At 46.3% G+C, this 14,663-nt stretch carries 16 protein-coding genes; all 16 read right to left on the bottom strand.

Features of this window, described 5'->3' with window-relative positions; genetic code table 11:
* Positions 1-1,244: prophage tail fiber N-terminal domain-containing protein (locus RSC70_RS07480; RefSeq protein WP_332542136.1), on the bottom strand; the 1,244-nt coding region annotated here is incomplete at its 3' end.
* Between the two features lie 47 nt (positions 1,245-1,291).
* Entirely contained in the window at positions 1,292-1,888 is a 597-nt protein-coding gene (locus RSC70_RS07475; RefSeq protein WP_332542135.1) for a hypothetical protein, read from the bottom strand.
* Positions 1,889-2,244: 356 nt separating this feature from the next.
* Positions 2,245-5,352, bottom strand: a complete 3,108-nt coding sequence (locus RSC70_RS07470) for a host specificity protein J (RefSeq protein ID WP_332542134.1) — start codon at positions 5,350-5,352, stop codon at positions 2,245-2,247.
* A gap of 68 nt (positions 5,353-5,420) precedes the next feature.
* On the bottom strand, positions 5,421-6,074 hold the full coding sequence (locus RSC70_RS07465; protein ID WP_332542133.1) for a tail assembly protein: 654 nt from the start codon (positions 6,072-6,074) through the stop codon (positions 5,421-5,423).
* Complete coding sequence (locus RSC70_RS07460) at positions 5,972-6,709, bottom strand: C40 family peptidase (RefSeq protein ID WP_332542132.1); 738 nt, start codon at positions 6,707-6,709, stop codon at positions 5,972-5,974. The genes RSC70_RS07465 and RSC70_RS07460 overlap by 103 nt, the downstream gene beginning before the upstream one ends.
* 8 nt (positions 6,710-6,717) lie before the next feature.
* A complete protein-coding gene (locus tag RSC70_RS07455) occupies positions 6,718-7,416 on the bottom strand; it encodes a phage minor tail protein L (RefSeq protein WP_332542131.1) in 699 nt (232 codons plus the stop codon).
* Positions 7,417-7,480: 64 nt separating this feature from the next.
* Positions 7,481-8,119, bottom strand: coding sequence for a zinc ribbon domain-containing protein (locus RSC70_RS07450; protein ID WP_332542130.1), 639 nt, complete (start codon positions 8,117-8,119; stop codon positions 7,481-7,483).
* A gap of 18 nt (positions 8,120-8,137) precedes the next feature.
* The gene (locus RSC70_RS07445; RefSeq protein WP_332542129.1) at positions 8,138-8,467 is read right to left on the bottom strand and encodes a phage tail protein; all 330 of its coding nucleotides are present in this window, start codon (positions 8,465-8,467) and stop codon (positions 8,138-8,140) included.
* A gap of 1 nt (position 8,468) precedes the next feature.
* Positions 8,469-11,540, bottom strand: coding sequence for a phage tail tape measure protein (locus RSC70_RS07440; protein ID WP_332542128.1), 3,072 nt, complete (start codon positions 11,538-11,540; stop codon positions 8,469-8,471).
* Positions 11,521-11,784, bottom strand: coding sequence for a phage tail assembly protein T (locus tag RSC70_RS07435; RefSeq protein ID WP_046358682.1), 264 nt, complete (start codon positions 11,782-11,784; stop codon positions 11,521-11,523). The genes RSC70_RS07440 and RSC70_RS07435 overlap by 20 nt, the downstream gene beginning before the upstream one ends.
* Positions 11,785-11,846: 62 nt before the next feature.
* The gene (gene gpG / locus RSC70_RS07430; RefSeq protein WP_442904262.1) at positions 11,847-12,347 is read right to left on the bottom strand and encodes a phage tail assembly chaperone G; all 501 of its coding nucleotides are present in this window, start codon (positions 12,345-12,347) and stop codon (positions 11,847-11,849) included.
* Positions 12,307-13,044 carry a phage tail tube protein gene (locus RSC70_RS07425; RefSeq protein WP_046358684.1) on the bottom strand — a complete coding sequence of 246 codons (738 nt, stop codon included), beginning with the start codon at positions 13,042-13,044 and terminating at the stop codon, positions 12,307-12,309. The genes gpG and RSC70_RS07425 overlap by 41 nt, the downstream gene beginning before the upstream one ends.
* Positions 13,045-13,055: 11 nt before the next feature.
* Entirely contained in the window at positions 13,056-13,457 is a 402-nt protein-coding gene (locus tag RSC70_RS07420; RefSeq protein WP_332542127.1) for a phage minor tail U family protein, read from the bottom strand.
* Complete coding sequence (locus RSC70_RS07415; protein ID WP_046358686.1) at positions 13,454-14,020, bottom strand: phage tail protein; 567 nt, start codon at positions 14,018-14,020, stop codon at positions 13,454-13,456. Before RSC70_RS07415 ends, RSC70_RS07420 begins: the two co-directional genes overlap by 4 nt.
* Positions 14,021-14,023: 3 nt before the next feature.
* Positions 14,024-14,299, bottom strand: a complete 276-nt coding sequence (locus RSC70_RS07410) for a DNA breaking-rejoining protein (RefSeq protein ID WP_332542126.1) — start codon at positions 14,297-14,299, stop codon at positions 14,024-14,026.
* Positions 14,292-14,615, bottom strand: coding sequence for a DUF2190 family protein (locus RSC70_RS07405; RefSeq protein ID WP_193065814.1), 324 nt, complete (start codon positions 14,613-14,615; stop codon positions 14,292-14,294). The genes RSC70_RS07410 and RSC70_RS07405 overlap by 8 nt, the downstream gene beginning before the upstream one ends.
* Between the last annotated feature and the right edge of the window lie 48 nt (positions 14,616-14,663).

Below are 14,663 nucleotides of genomic sequence, written 5' to 3'. Positions count from 1 at the left end.
CTTCCACGTCCGAGACCATAATCACCGATTTTTAACGCTTCTTTTAAACCGAGGTATTCGCGAACACCATCAGCATCAGTTTTAGCCAACATCTCTTTGGCAAACTTTGTTAGTACAGCGGTCGCAACTGAATTCTTTCCCGTCAGAGTTATAATCTGGTCAGCGGCGGTATTGAGTGCCGCAATCGCCGTGAGTAAGGCATTTTCATCCTGTTTGCCATCCGTTGCCACAGTTGCGCGGTCAGCTTCAGTTTTAGCTTTATCAGCAGAGCCAGACGCGGCCTTTGCGCTATTGCCTGCGTTAGTTTCTGATGTTTTCGCAGCACCTTGAGATGCTAAAGCCTCTGCCGCACTTGTCTGTGCAGCCTTTTTGCTAACATCGGCGTTGTTCTCAGACAACTTTGCGGCCTGCGCGCTTGCAGCAGCGGCCTCAATCCCTTTTGCCGTATTGGTCTCTGAGGTTTTAGCGGCTTTCTCACTAGCTAACGCGGCTCCAGCACTTTTTCCTGCGCTAGTTTCTGATGTCTTGGCGTTGGTTTCAGACAACTTTGCGGCTTTAGCGCTCGCATCAGCGGCGTCAGCGCTTTGCTTTGCATTTGTCTCTGAGGTCTTGGCAGCCGTTTGACTGGCGAGGGCTTCTGATGCGCTCTTAGCTGCGGACGCTTGGCTGCTACTCGCTGCGGTTTCGGATAATTGCGCGGCTTCTTGCGAGGCCAGTGCCTGTTTCGCACTTTGCTCGGTGTCCTTTTGGCTCTTGCCTGCATTGGATTCAGACAACTTTGACGCCTTTGCACTGCTGTCAGCACTGGTTTCAGACAACTTTGCTGCTGTTTGACTTGCCAGTGCATCGGCTGCGCTTTTTGCTGCAGCTGCTTTGTCTTTTCCTACCTGTGCGGATTGCTGTGAGACGAGCTCCACCATTGCTTCAAACTGCTGGATAGCTGCAGGTGGTAAGTCCCCTTCGGTGGGAAGCCCTAGATAGTAATTCAACGTTCCGGGAACCGATCCACTGTGAACGTAAATCTCACCCACATAGTTTGGGGGAAAACCTTCAACGCACAGCGTAACGCCGTACTTTCCCAACTCCACATTCATACTATAGCTACCATTCTTTTCAGGCTGCTGGCTTGCAATAGTCTTGGTAATAACCGTAGTGCTCGTGCGTAATGCTTTTAATTCAATAGTACAATTTGGGATAGGCTTCCCCATTCCGTCTTTTAAAATACCTGAGATAACTGTTGGCATACCGCCCCCATAAAAAACAAAACCCGCCTAATGCGGGTTATTAAGATTTAATCCATGTAAGCCGTTTCGATATAAACCTGATAATCGAGTTTAGGCATAAGCGAAGTATTCCAAGACCATGCACCGGAGCCCCCAAAGTTTCCAAAAGCTTGCGCACGTAAACCATCTGAAAACCCCGTAAACACGCTAAACGCATTACCTCCGTTACGCTTTACCATCCCGGTGACTGATGGACAAACCGCTATCGAACGGCCAGCAATAATGCTGGCATTCGGCGTCGCATGAGCGCCTGTAATGGCAACAGTTCGAATAAATAGGGGGTTATCCAGCGATGACCACACAATAGCGCCAGCCTCGTTTCGAATGACAGCACCGTACTCTGGCGATACTCCGGTAGTCCCAACCCCCATCATATAGATAATCGCGGGCTTACTGACGGCAGCACCTGACGGCGGCGGCGCAATAAAAAGCCCCATCTGTGAGCCAAAAACAGAAGCGACCAAAGCCACATTCGCTTCATACCCTCCCTCTATGCGTACAAAAGGGATCGTAGTTTGTGGGTTTGGAACATTAATGATTAATGGGCCTTGCCCTGCCGGAGGCACAATGACACGTTGTCGAGAAATCAGTGAAAAATTGCGCAAAGTGGTATCGTATATTGTCCTACCCTTATCATTTTTCAACTCTATGTAAAATGGCATGGCCTATTTCTCCACTAAGCAAACAAAGATATAACCCGATGTGGAGGCATCGGAAGCAATGCTTGTCCATGAAATAGTATTTCCACTTATTTTGGGATGAATATAGGCCCCCGCAGAGCCACCCGATCCCGATACGGCATACGTTAAGCTATATACATTCAAATTGACGCTAGGATAGCTTTTGCTCCCGTTTCTATTTGCGCCAGTGATCATAATGCTATCGAGAAAAAAAGAGCGCCCATCTATTGCGCTCGTCTCTATCCCTTTTTCGTTATAAGCAAAAACACCATAGCTCCCCATTAAGGCTTATACCCCGCTGCAAAACGCCTGACGCCATTTGGGTCATATATACCAATGCCGTTCGAATCAAACACGGATCGGCCCCCTCCCGGTAACGGGGAATACACTGTTAACGTCCCGTCCGATTTCACGATAAATCGCCCGTTAATATTCAGCGATTTCATAAAGGCTTCTGCGATAACAACCTGACCGTTCTGGATTACAAGCGGCAACTCAACACTACCCGTAGAAGGATTTAAGACGGCAAAGCGATCAGCCAGAATGAGAACCTGACCAAATCCCCCCTCCGCTGTCGCCTGTATCCCCGCTATAGCCTTTTTGCCATCTGAGGTAGTTTGTACCTGCATAGACCACATCGCAGAAACATCCCCCTTAAGATCGGCCTGCGCTTTGCTAATCGTCTGGACTGCTGATTCATTTTCACCGACTTTCACGTTGACGTTGTCAATACGCTGCGATAGAGCCTTATCTTCCTTGGCGACGGTTTGCTTGAGCTCTTGCAGCTGTGCGGTGGACTCATCTACCGCAGACTCAAGCACCTCAAGCTTCTGGTCAACTTTGGCCTCGCTATCCGTCAGCGCCTTTTCAAACTCATCTTTAACCAGATTGTTATCGATGCCTTTCAGGAAGTCCTGCGTCATTTGTTCAGATGTGATCTGGTCTTTCAAAATATCGAGCACACCCTCTGCATCACTATTGACCTGACCAATTGCTTCAACGAACGTGGATTTTCCGACAGTATTTATGCTACGAACATAAAAGAAATAATCGGTGCCTAGCTTTTGCAAATTCCCTTTATTCCAATAGGTCGCAGTGCCAAGATATTTAGCTCGAGATTCAACTTCATTCTGACGTTCAATTTTTTTCTCTGAAAACCAAAATTCATATTGAGTATCTGCATGATAAACACTTTGACGTGGCGTCACGGTGATTTGGAAATAACCCGGTGTGATATCAATAAATACTGGGGCTTCTGGCGCTGAGATATCGAATTTTACCGACGTAGGATCGCCCTGCTGCCCAAAGCCGTTAACAGCGCATACCGTGAGCGTATAGCTTCCAAGTACTAGCGAACTAAAAGAGTAAACCGTGTCCGTTATCGTTACCGATTTCACCAGTCTAACCGGATCGCTTTCCGTTCCCGTGCCAGTCGTGAGCCTGACAATAAACTTCACCCCCTTGACGACACGCGGAGTATCCCATCGGGCCTTTGCCTGAAACTGTTCATTGTCTGACTGAACATCGACGATTAAGTGCTGCACTTCTGGAGGAATAACACTAATCCCTGTACCGGGTTGTTGGTCAAAAGATGCGCCATTATCAACAATGGCCTCTTTTTCTGGAACATGCTGAACTCCCGTCACCGAGTAAGCGCCATCCTCACCTTCACGAATTAAGACACAACGAAATAACCGCCGACGCAGGTTTGGCAGTTTTAGCCCCCAAACACTGTAAGCTTTAATCCCTTCGGGAAGCATTTCAGCAATGACCTTGTTTGGGGCAGGTTGTAATTGAATGTCGATACTTTGTGGGGTTCCATCCAAACCTATAATGCTCAGGGTAGCCTTGCCCTCAGATGGCAGTTCAATATCTCGGTCTAACGTTAATGTTCTTGTTGCCCTATCGATAGACAATATGCGCCCACCGATTTGAGCAGCTGCATAGTCATTATCACAAATCTCAAAAACATCCCCTGGAGTGTGCCTTAATCCTTCCGCGCCAAGCGAAAAGTCAACCGTCTGCGTCTCTAATATTTCAGTCTTAATAGCCCATAATCCCATGCGGTGTGCTTGCCCGCGACTGGTGCACCCAAAGGCATCCATTTTCAGTAAATTACGCCCATATCGTTCGATTGCTGCATGGTCCTCTACCAATTCAGTCGATACTTTCCATCCATTTTTTGGATCGGTATATCGAACCTCTACAGCATTATGGCGGTCTTTTAGCGCACTAAATCCGTACTTAAACTCCCCTTTAATCACATTACTGTTTGTATAGGTCCAGACTTTGTCAGATGGCCTATCCTGAACAAATGTCATGGAGTTTCCATTCCATACTGGCATGCAACGCATCACCGAACAAAAGTCGCTTAAGACATCATAGGCTTTGCGCTGACTCGTTAAATAAGCGCTACACGCCATGCGTGGTTCAGTACCACCAAAACCATCAGGGACAAGCTGATCACAGTATTGTGCAATCGCATAGAGTGACCATTTATCCACATTAGCGATACCAATACGCTGTCCTAATCCATAGCGTGGATGGGTCAATAAATCGAGGACACACCATGCCGGATTATCAGTATATGCAGGCTTAAAATTACCGTTCCATATGCCTGTATAGGTCCGAGTCTTTGGATCATAATTAGAAGGAACCTGAACAATTCGCCCACGTAGATGATAATTACGCGTTACCTGCTGGCTACCAAATTGCTCCGCATCGACTTGCAATCCAATAACAGCCGTATTTGGATAACATTGCTGAATATCTATAATTTCGGTGTAGCTGGACCACATGGTTTTATTCTGCAACTGGTCGCTATTGCTATCAGGCGTAGTTCGTATCATGCGAATGTTGAAGGGACGCGGAGGGAGATTGTTGATCACAACTGATGCTAAAAACTGCGTGGTTGTTTTCCCTTTAATGGTGATATCTTTCTCAACACCCCACACCCCGCCTCTCTGGATTTCAATTTTCAGCCCCACAGCAGAAGGATTTCGATCCCCTTTACTTGTCGTCTCTACCAAAGATTGAACACCAAAAGTACAGCGTAAGCGGTCTATATTTTCTGACACTATTGTGCGAGTAATAGGATTATCGTGCTTAACCTCTACCCCGAGGACTGTCTCTGCCCCTGACGCTTCAAATCCATCTAACGGCGATTGTGGCTGCTCACCCACACGGTATACGACTTCAACACCTTTAACATTGGCGTTACCGTTTCCATCTACGATGGGAGTGTTATTAATCAGAATACTTTGTAAACCATTAACGGGTCCTTCAATTGGCCCTTCGCTAATTGCATCAATCACGCTGAGTAACTGCGTTGACTTAAGATTATCAGGTGCCTCGCGCGGTGTGCGCCCACCTCCTCCACCCTTACCCATTCTTCACCTCATAAAAAACAAAACCGCCTATCGGCGGTTGCTGTTAAATAATATTTTCTTATTTTTTGCTATCGACCAATGACGACAACCTGCCCACCGTCACCCTCATCACGCGTACTCATCTCTTGAGAGATAACGCATGAGCCCACCTGCATTTCTCCGTAGAGAACAGGCAATGGATTACCTTGAGCAACCATATTATCCAGCGAGGAAAAATACGTGTTTTGTTTACCATTGTCGGTTTGGCGCGTAGAGGGTGATTTCGGTTGTGGAGATAACATTTGAGCGACGCCCCCCAAAACCATACTGGCACCAAACGTAAACAATCCTGTCGCAAACGTGCTCCACAAAGCCATTGACGCCCCTCCTGTGAAGAATGCAGCGCCAATAGCCACAGCACCGAGAACAACTTGAAAAATCCCACCCTTTGATGCTCCCGCCATGCGAGGAACAATATGGATTATGGCCCCATTATTTAGAGGCTCATGTAGTCGCTGAGTGACATCATCTGGCGATAAATCTTTTCCAGAAATTCTGATTTGATACCACCCATCAACCAATTTCTGTTTAAAACCCGGTATCTGTACAGAAAGTGCATGAATACCCTCTGCCCCTGTTTTTATGAAGAGGTCGAAGTGCTTACCAAATCGTTGTAAATCCCCATATAGGCAGATCCTTGCCAATCCTTGTGTCGCCATACCGAGTGTGTGCGCCGTTGCCATTTGTCTGTGTACCTCTCACGCTTGCTCAACTGTTCAGGAATGTGATGCAACAATTCACCATCATCACAAAAAATTGCAGCATGGTTTGCCACCGATGATCCGTAACAGCAAATCACGACATCCCCCGCCTGCGCCTCTTCTAATGAAACTTGATAGAAGCCTGTTTTGGTTAGATTATCGAGATAAAGGTTTTCGCCTTGCTCCCACCAATCATCACGCCGATTAAAGTTAGGCATATCTATCCCTGCCAGATGATAGGCGTCACGAAATAATGCATAACAATCAGATTCACCGTGCTTAAAGACACGCCCCAGCAAATGAGGAGCGCAGCGAAATTTATGTATTTTCCCTTGATGTACTAACCACCAAGGTAAATTACTTTGCACCTGTAATCGGCGGTCAGCTTCGCTTAAAAAGGGATCACCGTCAGGATGGCTATGCACTAATGCCACCACTTCACCGATAGATTGCGCCTGAATATAATCTTCTGGGCGCATCCTGAAATATTGCGTAGGTTCAATAGAGCGATTTTCGAAGGCGAGATACTGCATTCCTTTCGGCGTTCGTACAACATAGCCGCACGACTCTGCAGGCGCACATTGCAAGGCATGTGTCAAAATATCATCATTTATCATAAGAATGCCTAGGAGGAGAGTTTATTAATCGACAAAAAACAGCCAATATTCTCAATGTTATTACGTAGCTTACATCCCGTTGGACATCTACTACATCGGTCTTTAGCTGGATCTGACGTTGGCTTGTCAAACTCATCTGCCACAGCAGGCCCTACATAACCACACTCCTCAGAGCGATAGGTCCACGTACACATATCGGCAAGCATAATGCGTCCGGGGAAAACAGCCCCATCAGTTTCAGTAGGGGAAGCCAATACAAATGTTGCCGTGGTAGGCGTTAATTCCGATAGCTGTTCAATGAGATAACGGCTTATAGACTCTTGTTCTGGGCTGGCTTCTTGATTTCCATTCAAAAAATTAACTGCATCAAGAAACTTAGCGTATACCGTGTGACGAACAACAATAGCGCCAACCAAGCTATTTAAATCCTCTGCCATTCCAGTGACCAAGCCAAATAAGTTAGATACACCAAGCGTTGGACGTGACGACACCCCTTTCCCATTCATTTCAAAATCATTGGCTTTAATTGGGTAGGGTTCATACTGTCTGCCTTGCCACGTCACAGCCTCACCTTTTTCATTGGCTTCATTACTAAAAAAATAGCGCTGCCCACCGATAGTCGTTAAGTCAAACTCCCATAGGTCTATGCGAGCTGATTGCTCCGCCTTGGTGGTTTCGTTCAATGTTTCTTGCGGGATATCTTGCATAACATTCACCAATAAAAAAACCTCGCATAGCGAGGCCTTAATGAAATTAAAACTTAATATCAGGTCATTTATTTAAAAAATACTTAACCCGATTGATAAACTCATCACGAATATCACTTGGTAATAAATTTTTCATGCCATCGATATCATCTTTGAATTCATCATATACATTCATTGGATGTGACGATTTTGCTGATTTCCTTATCTTTTCAACTAACTCTCTAACATCAGGATCGCTAATTATAAATCCCGCACCCACCTTTCTAAAAACACGCATATAATCAAAGTCAGATATTTTAAATGACATATCTTTCAATTTATTCATCGCATCGCTAACATCACTTCCGCAATGCTTACACTTGATAGCGTCTTTATTGATTAATTCCGCACAGAATGGGCACTTTGCTTCGTTATCTGTTGCTGTTTGTTTCCCTTTACTCAAGAGAACCATAAGTAAACCACACACAATAACTATGCCGCCAACAATTGTGCTATTTTGCCTTGCAGACATTAACCCAATATTGTTAACCCTATCTCCGTATGACGTCAAAACGCTGACATTCATGTTTAAAGCATAAATTATCAATATTGCGCCTACTATCAACAGCAAAAATCCTATAAACCTCATATCTATTGCTCCATCGGTACGATTTTGACTATATCGTAACAAAGCCTGCAATTTAGTTATTGGGATATCAATCAAAAAGTGACCATTATCAAATCACAAAATAACTTGCTCAAATGTCGTTGTGAATGTCACGTTCAGCATACCAACTTTCGATGACCACTTACGACAAACTACCTTTATAGGCTGGTAGCTGTAAGGCGGTGTCCATATAAATGATTTAACCCCAGCATGCCGATTAAGAAAATCGCGTAAATACCTCACTTCACTTCTCTTAACTCGGATCGTTACACTGTATTTCTCCAAGTTGTTATTCAATCCGGCTGGTCTTCGCTGTTCATATCCATCACCGAACTTTGCAACACTAACTAGAGGTTCAGACTCAACGCCCATGTCAGGATCTATTTTCCAACGGAAAGTTTCCATATCAACGCGCCCCGCTCATTTGCCCGCCATCTCGACGCTGCTGCTGAAAGAAGTCCGCCGCTGCCTTTTTTCCTACTGCATAAACAGCTTTTAGCGCCTCTGGACCGACCTGCCCATTGCTTCCGTCATTTTGAATATTGACGTTATATTGGGGCGCAAACATAGCTAATCCCTGTCCACCAGCAGCAACTACGCCCAACTTGCCATCACTACCACGCTTAAGGGGTAAAATGGCCTCTGGACCTGCCTCTCCCATCACTCCTGCACCTTTTGCAAAGGCAAAGTATGTCGGGCGATCAACAACCTGCCCGCTGTAAGCGCTAAGACTTGAAGAAGTGTAAACACCCCCTAACGCATTTTTTTCCCCACCAAACCCAAAGGCACTGCCGATCCCCTTAACCGCCTGCATCATTGCCATTTGCGCCATGATTTTAGCCAGATCGGAGAGGAGGGAGGCAGTAAAAGATTTAAAGTTCAGCTTTCCAGTAGTAACGAATGTCGCCAGACCATTACTCATACTATTGAATGACGACATAAACGCCTGTTCCGCAGTCCCAGCAGCATCGCCAGCATTTGCAGCAATATTCTGATATGCACGGATAATACCGTTCATCCAATCACCTTGCGCGGCATCTAACTGTGCATCGAACCCTCTCTTACTAGCCAATGCTCTATCAAGATTCTCCTGATTAATCTTTATCGCCTCGTCATACTCAGGTGAACCCTTCGTTCCCTTAGCAGCACTATCTCGATCAAGCTGTGCCATTTTTTCATGATAGTACTGCTTGATAGTAAACTCTTCCTCATAGCGCGTCCTGAGTTTGTCCCCCATCCCTATTGTATCCAGTGTTAACGCTTGTTTTTTCTTAGTGTTTAACTCTTCCTCCGCATATTCCCGTGACAGTTGGACACTTTTTTTCTTAAGTTCATTGATGGCGCTTTGTCGATTAAACTCTTTTTCTTTCTCAATATTTGCTTTAAGCGCTAACTCTAGCTCCTGTCGATGAGCCAAAATACTTTTATCAGACGAGGTAAGTGTTTTGCCCTTCATCAGGCTAATTCGCTCTTCCAAGGCCAGATATTGTTTTTCTGACTCCGTTAATTTCTCATTAACACTGAGCTTTGATGCGTCAATCTGTCCTTGGAGCTGGGCTTGCTTCTGGCGATACTGCAAAAGTAACCTTGTCGCCTCATCATCCTGATAGGCTTTTGGCTGCTTGGGTTTAGCTGGCGGTTTATTGTCAGCGTTCACCTGTGCGACAGCACGTGTTCGCTGTTCTTGGCTCCAGTCTTTCGGAGCAAGACGAACTTTCTGCCACAGCTCGGTAAGCGCTGCTGAGCGCTTTTGTTGCCATGACATATTTTTAGACAGAATGTCATTTTGGTAAACAAGTGATGTAGTGCGCTTTTCGTCAGCTTTACGAGCCTCATCTACCGCTACGGTCATGTCATTTTGCAACTGTAAAGCTTGCTCATTGACCTTAATTTTTGCTACCAGCCCATCCTTATCGACAAGTGAGGCATTATTTTTAAAGCGCCCCCACAACCCTCCACCGCTATTTTGCTCTATGTCTTTTAATAGTGCTTTCTGTTCAGAAATCACAACTTCTAAGGCTCTGGCTCTTCCAATATCTAATGCGGCATCCCAAAACTTACCCCACCACCCGATAGCCGCCTTTATGGCTTTCTCGATAGAGCCCAAATTCTCTACAACTCCATCAGAACGCTTAGCCATTGCCTCGCTATAAGCTTTTGATGCTGCCTCACCTGCCGCCTCTTTATAACCACGGCGCTCTAGGGAAGAAATATATTCATATTGTGATGATGTGAGATAGTGAAGCTGCTTATTAAGCTCAATGGAGCCTTGCGTTGGATCTTGATATAACCGTTGGAAATTTTTTATTGTCTCACTAACGGCCTGCCCCGTTGCTTTCTGCATCGCAAGGGCTGCTTTTGTGACCGATTCAATTTGATTAGATTTAAATGCGCCTGAACCAATAACGGCGGCTAATGCACCAGCTGCGTCATGTTCAGTTATACCGTTCCCCGATAGAGATTTGGCAAGTTCCTGAAGCTGCCCTGCCGTTTTTCCCGCATAGCTACCCGTTAGAATGAGCTGCTTATTGAACTCAACAGCCTCTTGCGAGCCTTCATACCACGCCTTACCTACTCCATAAATCGCGGCAGTAATTCCACCAATAACACCACCAATGGCTAGACCTCGCAGGGACATAAGTTGCTCAATCCACCCCGCACGGTTTGCCAGCGTGATACTCGATCCCCGCAATGCACCGAGGTTCCCTCGCGCTAGCTCGCCAAATAACACCCCAAGCTCACGTCTGGCCGCTGCACTCTTTAATCCGAACGCCTGAGTGCTTTTCGTCGCCCCCTCCATCTTACGAATATAGATATCCGCCGCATCTGATACACCAAGCTGAGTCGCTTTGTATCGCAGCATTTCTGTATTGGAAAGTTTCTGCTGTGTAACCTGTGCTTTTAAGCGCTGGAGAAATTGCGTCTTTGCTGCTTGTGATTTGTTCTCCGCCTGCGTTAACTCATTGACTCTAGCGCGAGTAGTCGTCAACAGTGTTAAATAATCCCCCTGAGAAATATTACCCGCGTCTCGGGACTGGCGAAGTTGAACCTGAATGTTATTGAGCTTTTGCAGCCCCGTATCAAACTCTTTCACCCCTTCAATTTGACGAAAAAATGATTGCGCGGCCTTATCCTGAGCAACGCCAACGGCGCGAGTTTGTACCGCCTCCTCTTTAAGTCGTTTACTGTATTGTTCAACTTGTTGATGCGCCTGAGAGACAAGTGCACTTGCCGCCGCCATTCTGGTATTGAGTGAATCAGCGAGCGCTTTTTGCTGCGTCACAGAGGAAGCACTAGCACTTTCAACACCCTGTGCGCGGGCGATCCCCTCTTGTACCAAGCGACGCATTCGGTCTGCATCACTCTCTCCCTTCTTCACCACCTCGCTCAGGCCATTACTCACGCCTGAGAGTTTTTGATTGAAGGTGGCAGTATCAACGTCCATGCCAATAACGATATCAGCTACTTTCTGGCCCAAATCTCACCCCCCCACATATTCCGCTACCCGCTTCAATCAACTCCTCGCCGCTTTTCTCTCGCAAGGGTTCCGAGTCATCTATAAAGCTGAAATCCTCCACCGGAACTTTTTCACCTGTTACCAGCGACACCATTAAGGATTTAAGCGTTGCAAAGTGTGCATCCATCAACGCATCACTCATGCTATTTTTCGTAAAGAACCGCCCCCAATCGGACAGCTCTGATGCACTCATTTCTGAGAGCATTCGACGCCAATCAGGACGTTTAAATTCATGAGCGAGACGTTGGGCAAACAGAATTTCGGAGGCTAAGGCTTTTCCGGCGATAATGCTTCTGTTTGTTCTTCTGAGGTTTCAGATTCAGCATTATTACCGAGTGGAATATTCATCCCACTAAGTTCCAGCACCTTATCAGAACCAAAACTGATAGCAGCATAAGACCATCCACTTAACACCTGTTGATAAAGCGTGTTTTCATCTTTCGACTGATCTAGATGAAACAAAGATCGAGAAACTAACCATGCATTAATCTCAATATTGAGACGCATAAAAGCGCCTGCATATTCCTGAGTTTCTGCATCCTTAAATTCGCTATCAAAGGCCTCCGTTTTCTGCGTAACAAATGACAAATAATCAATACGCTGTAGCGCTGATAACTCAGAAAGCTCGACCTCTTCACCGTTATAATTAAAGACTTCTTTTTTCAAAAACATGATTTTTACCCATAAAAAAGCCCCGTTTCCGAGGCGCAAAATTGGTGTGTTGGAATTACTGGACGGTAATATCTGAGCTGGCAACAAAATCGCCATCGCTGGTCATACCGATGACCTTTACAGCACCCGCTTTAATCCCTTTGATTGTCGCAACGTTATCCACCAGCGTGACAGTTGCAATAGCCTTATCCGAAGAGGCAACCCGCAATGTTTTATCCGTGGCATCGTCAGGTTTTACCGTAAACGTCACCTTAGTCGTTGCACCAACAGCAACATTAGCCGAGGCGGGACTTGCCGTAATTCCCGAAACACTCACGGGTGGAACGGTATCTTCTTCCGCTAAACGAGGACGGCCTACGCCAGTGATTTTTACTGATCGTGTGATCTCTTCTTTTGCTTGTACCGTTTTCCCTAGAGAGCTAATCCAACCATTAAAAAGGTCGACCGTGCCATTTGGGTACTTAATTTTGTAGGTACAAACTTCACCGCTATCAAATAACGTTAAAAGTTTTTTCTGTACATCCTCTCCCGGTTTCCACGCGAGCGTCACTGTGGTATCGCCAGCTGATTTTTGCCCCTGAGCGGTACTCTTCCAGTCGGCGTTTTCATCATCAAGATAATTGTTATCTTCGGCGTCTGCGCTCAATTCTCCCGGCTGCAGGTCTTTGATATTCGCCATTCGCGACCAGTCGATATCAACGAGCGGATTGGCAAAAGGGTCGCCATTCCCTGCATACAGCCAAAGCGTCGTTTTTGCGCCCTTCACGGGCTTTAATGGGTTTGGTGCTGCCATAATAGTTTGCCTCACATTTTATAAGTGATGCCGTAGGTGAGATCGGCTGATCCCCACGTCACCATATCGTTGTCACGTTGATAATCGTAACCCTGCTGAGTCATTGTATTAATCAATGCATCAAGTTCAGGGACGCTCTGTAACGCGGGATATATTTGATTCTCCATCCATTCGTCCAGCGCACTATCTGGCTGATTGGCTTTTAGAAAGACCTCAACATGGAGCGTGGCCTCCCACGAATCGCCATCAAGGTCTTCTGCCGTATACTGCGCATCGGTGAGATAAACCGCTACAGCAGGTAAATCCGCCGCCTCAATAAAAACGGGACGCCCGTCAAAGTAGGTTGCATCGATATTGGCCCCCTCTTTGATTCGGTTAATGATGGCTTTACGTATTTCACTGTGTCGATTCATCGTACTTGCAGCCCTCTCAGCTGATTATTTAAGGCATACCCCAATTCCTTTGGCATTTCGCTTTTCATCTGCTCGGTGGTTTGAGCGACGAATGTTTCACTCAACACTTGAGCAACATCAATCTTAATGACGCGGATCGGATTCCTCGCCTGCCCCACACGTTCGAAAACCTGCCAATATCCGTTGGGTGCCTGTGCGATAAAGCCTGCTTTAAATCTATAAGGGCCAATTTTAAGCGCCTTACCTCGTTTTCCTCTCATTGGCATCGATGGGGATTGGCTCATCAGATTAATAGCCGGTAGGGGTTGGCGGTTGACAAAAATATGAGCGCGAGGCTTCGCTAAACTAGCCTGCCTTAGCCGCGCTCTACGCCTAATAGTTCGTAACGGTATCCCTTTGCGTTCGTTGTCCCCCGCCACAATGTCTTTCGCTGCCACACGTAATGAACGACTGACAACACGCTTTGCTACTCGATTGACCGCTTGGCTTTTTGCCTGTGGTACGGCAAATCTGCTGATACGTTCAAGAGCGGCAACGGCCTCTTTCAATCCCTTCACACTCATGGCTTACTCCAACGTAATTTGGGGTTTTCCGTTAAACCACTGAATGGTAGCTACCACATAATCCTTACCATCCATAACGACCTGATCATTACGCCGAGGTCGGTAACTTGACGTAAACACAACAAGCCTAATGGCATCACCACTTAACTCCCCCATCTCAGCAAGATAATGAAACTCCACCACCGTGCATGGATTGCCATTAATTTCTATAGTTTTGCCAAAACGTGACGCAGTGAGCGCATCCATGCGCGAGGACAACCGATCAAATGGACTAGCCATTGATTTTAACCGCAACAAATTCGGTATTTGCTGCCGCATCTGCCCATGTCACTCCGACAAGTGGCAGGTTTCCGGTAGCATCCAACTGCACCTTTCCATCTTTGAGATAGACTTTTTTACCTGCTGCCATCTTGTCACTGGCAAGTTTTGGCAGAGTGAATACACCGCCTGCGAATCCGTCTCCGATGGCTCCGGTGGCAATATCGGTAATAGCAACGGTGAAGATGTCGCCCACTGCCACCAGATCGCCGCTCTTTACCTCGGCAGTTGCCTTAATCTCGATGGTGTCACCCGCTTGAACGTAATTTTTAGCCACAATGATGCTCCGCTGGCTCCAACGAGCCAGATTTTAGGTATAAAAAAA

Origin of the sequence: Hafnia sp., from assembly GCF_036648275.1 — a bacterium.
Lineage (GTDB): Bacteria > Pseudomonadota > Gammaproteobacteria > Enterobacterales > Enterobacteriaceae > Hafnia > Hafnia alvei.
This window is presented reverse-complemented; position numbering and strand designations above follow the sequence as displayed.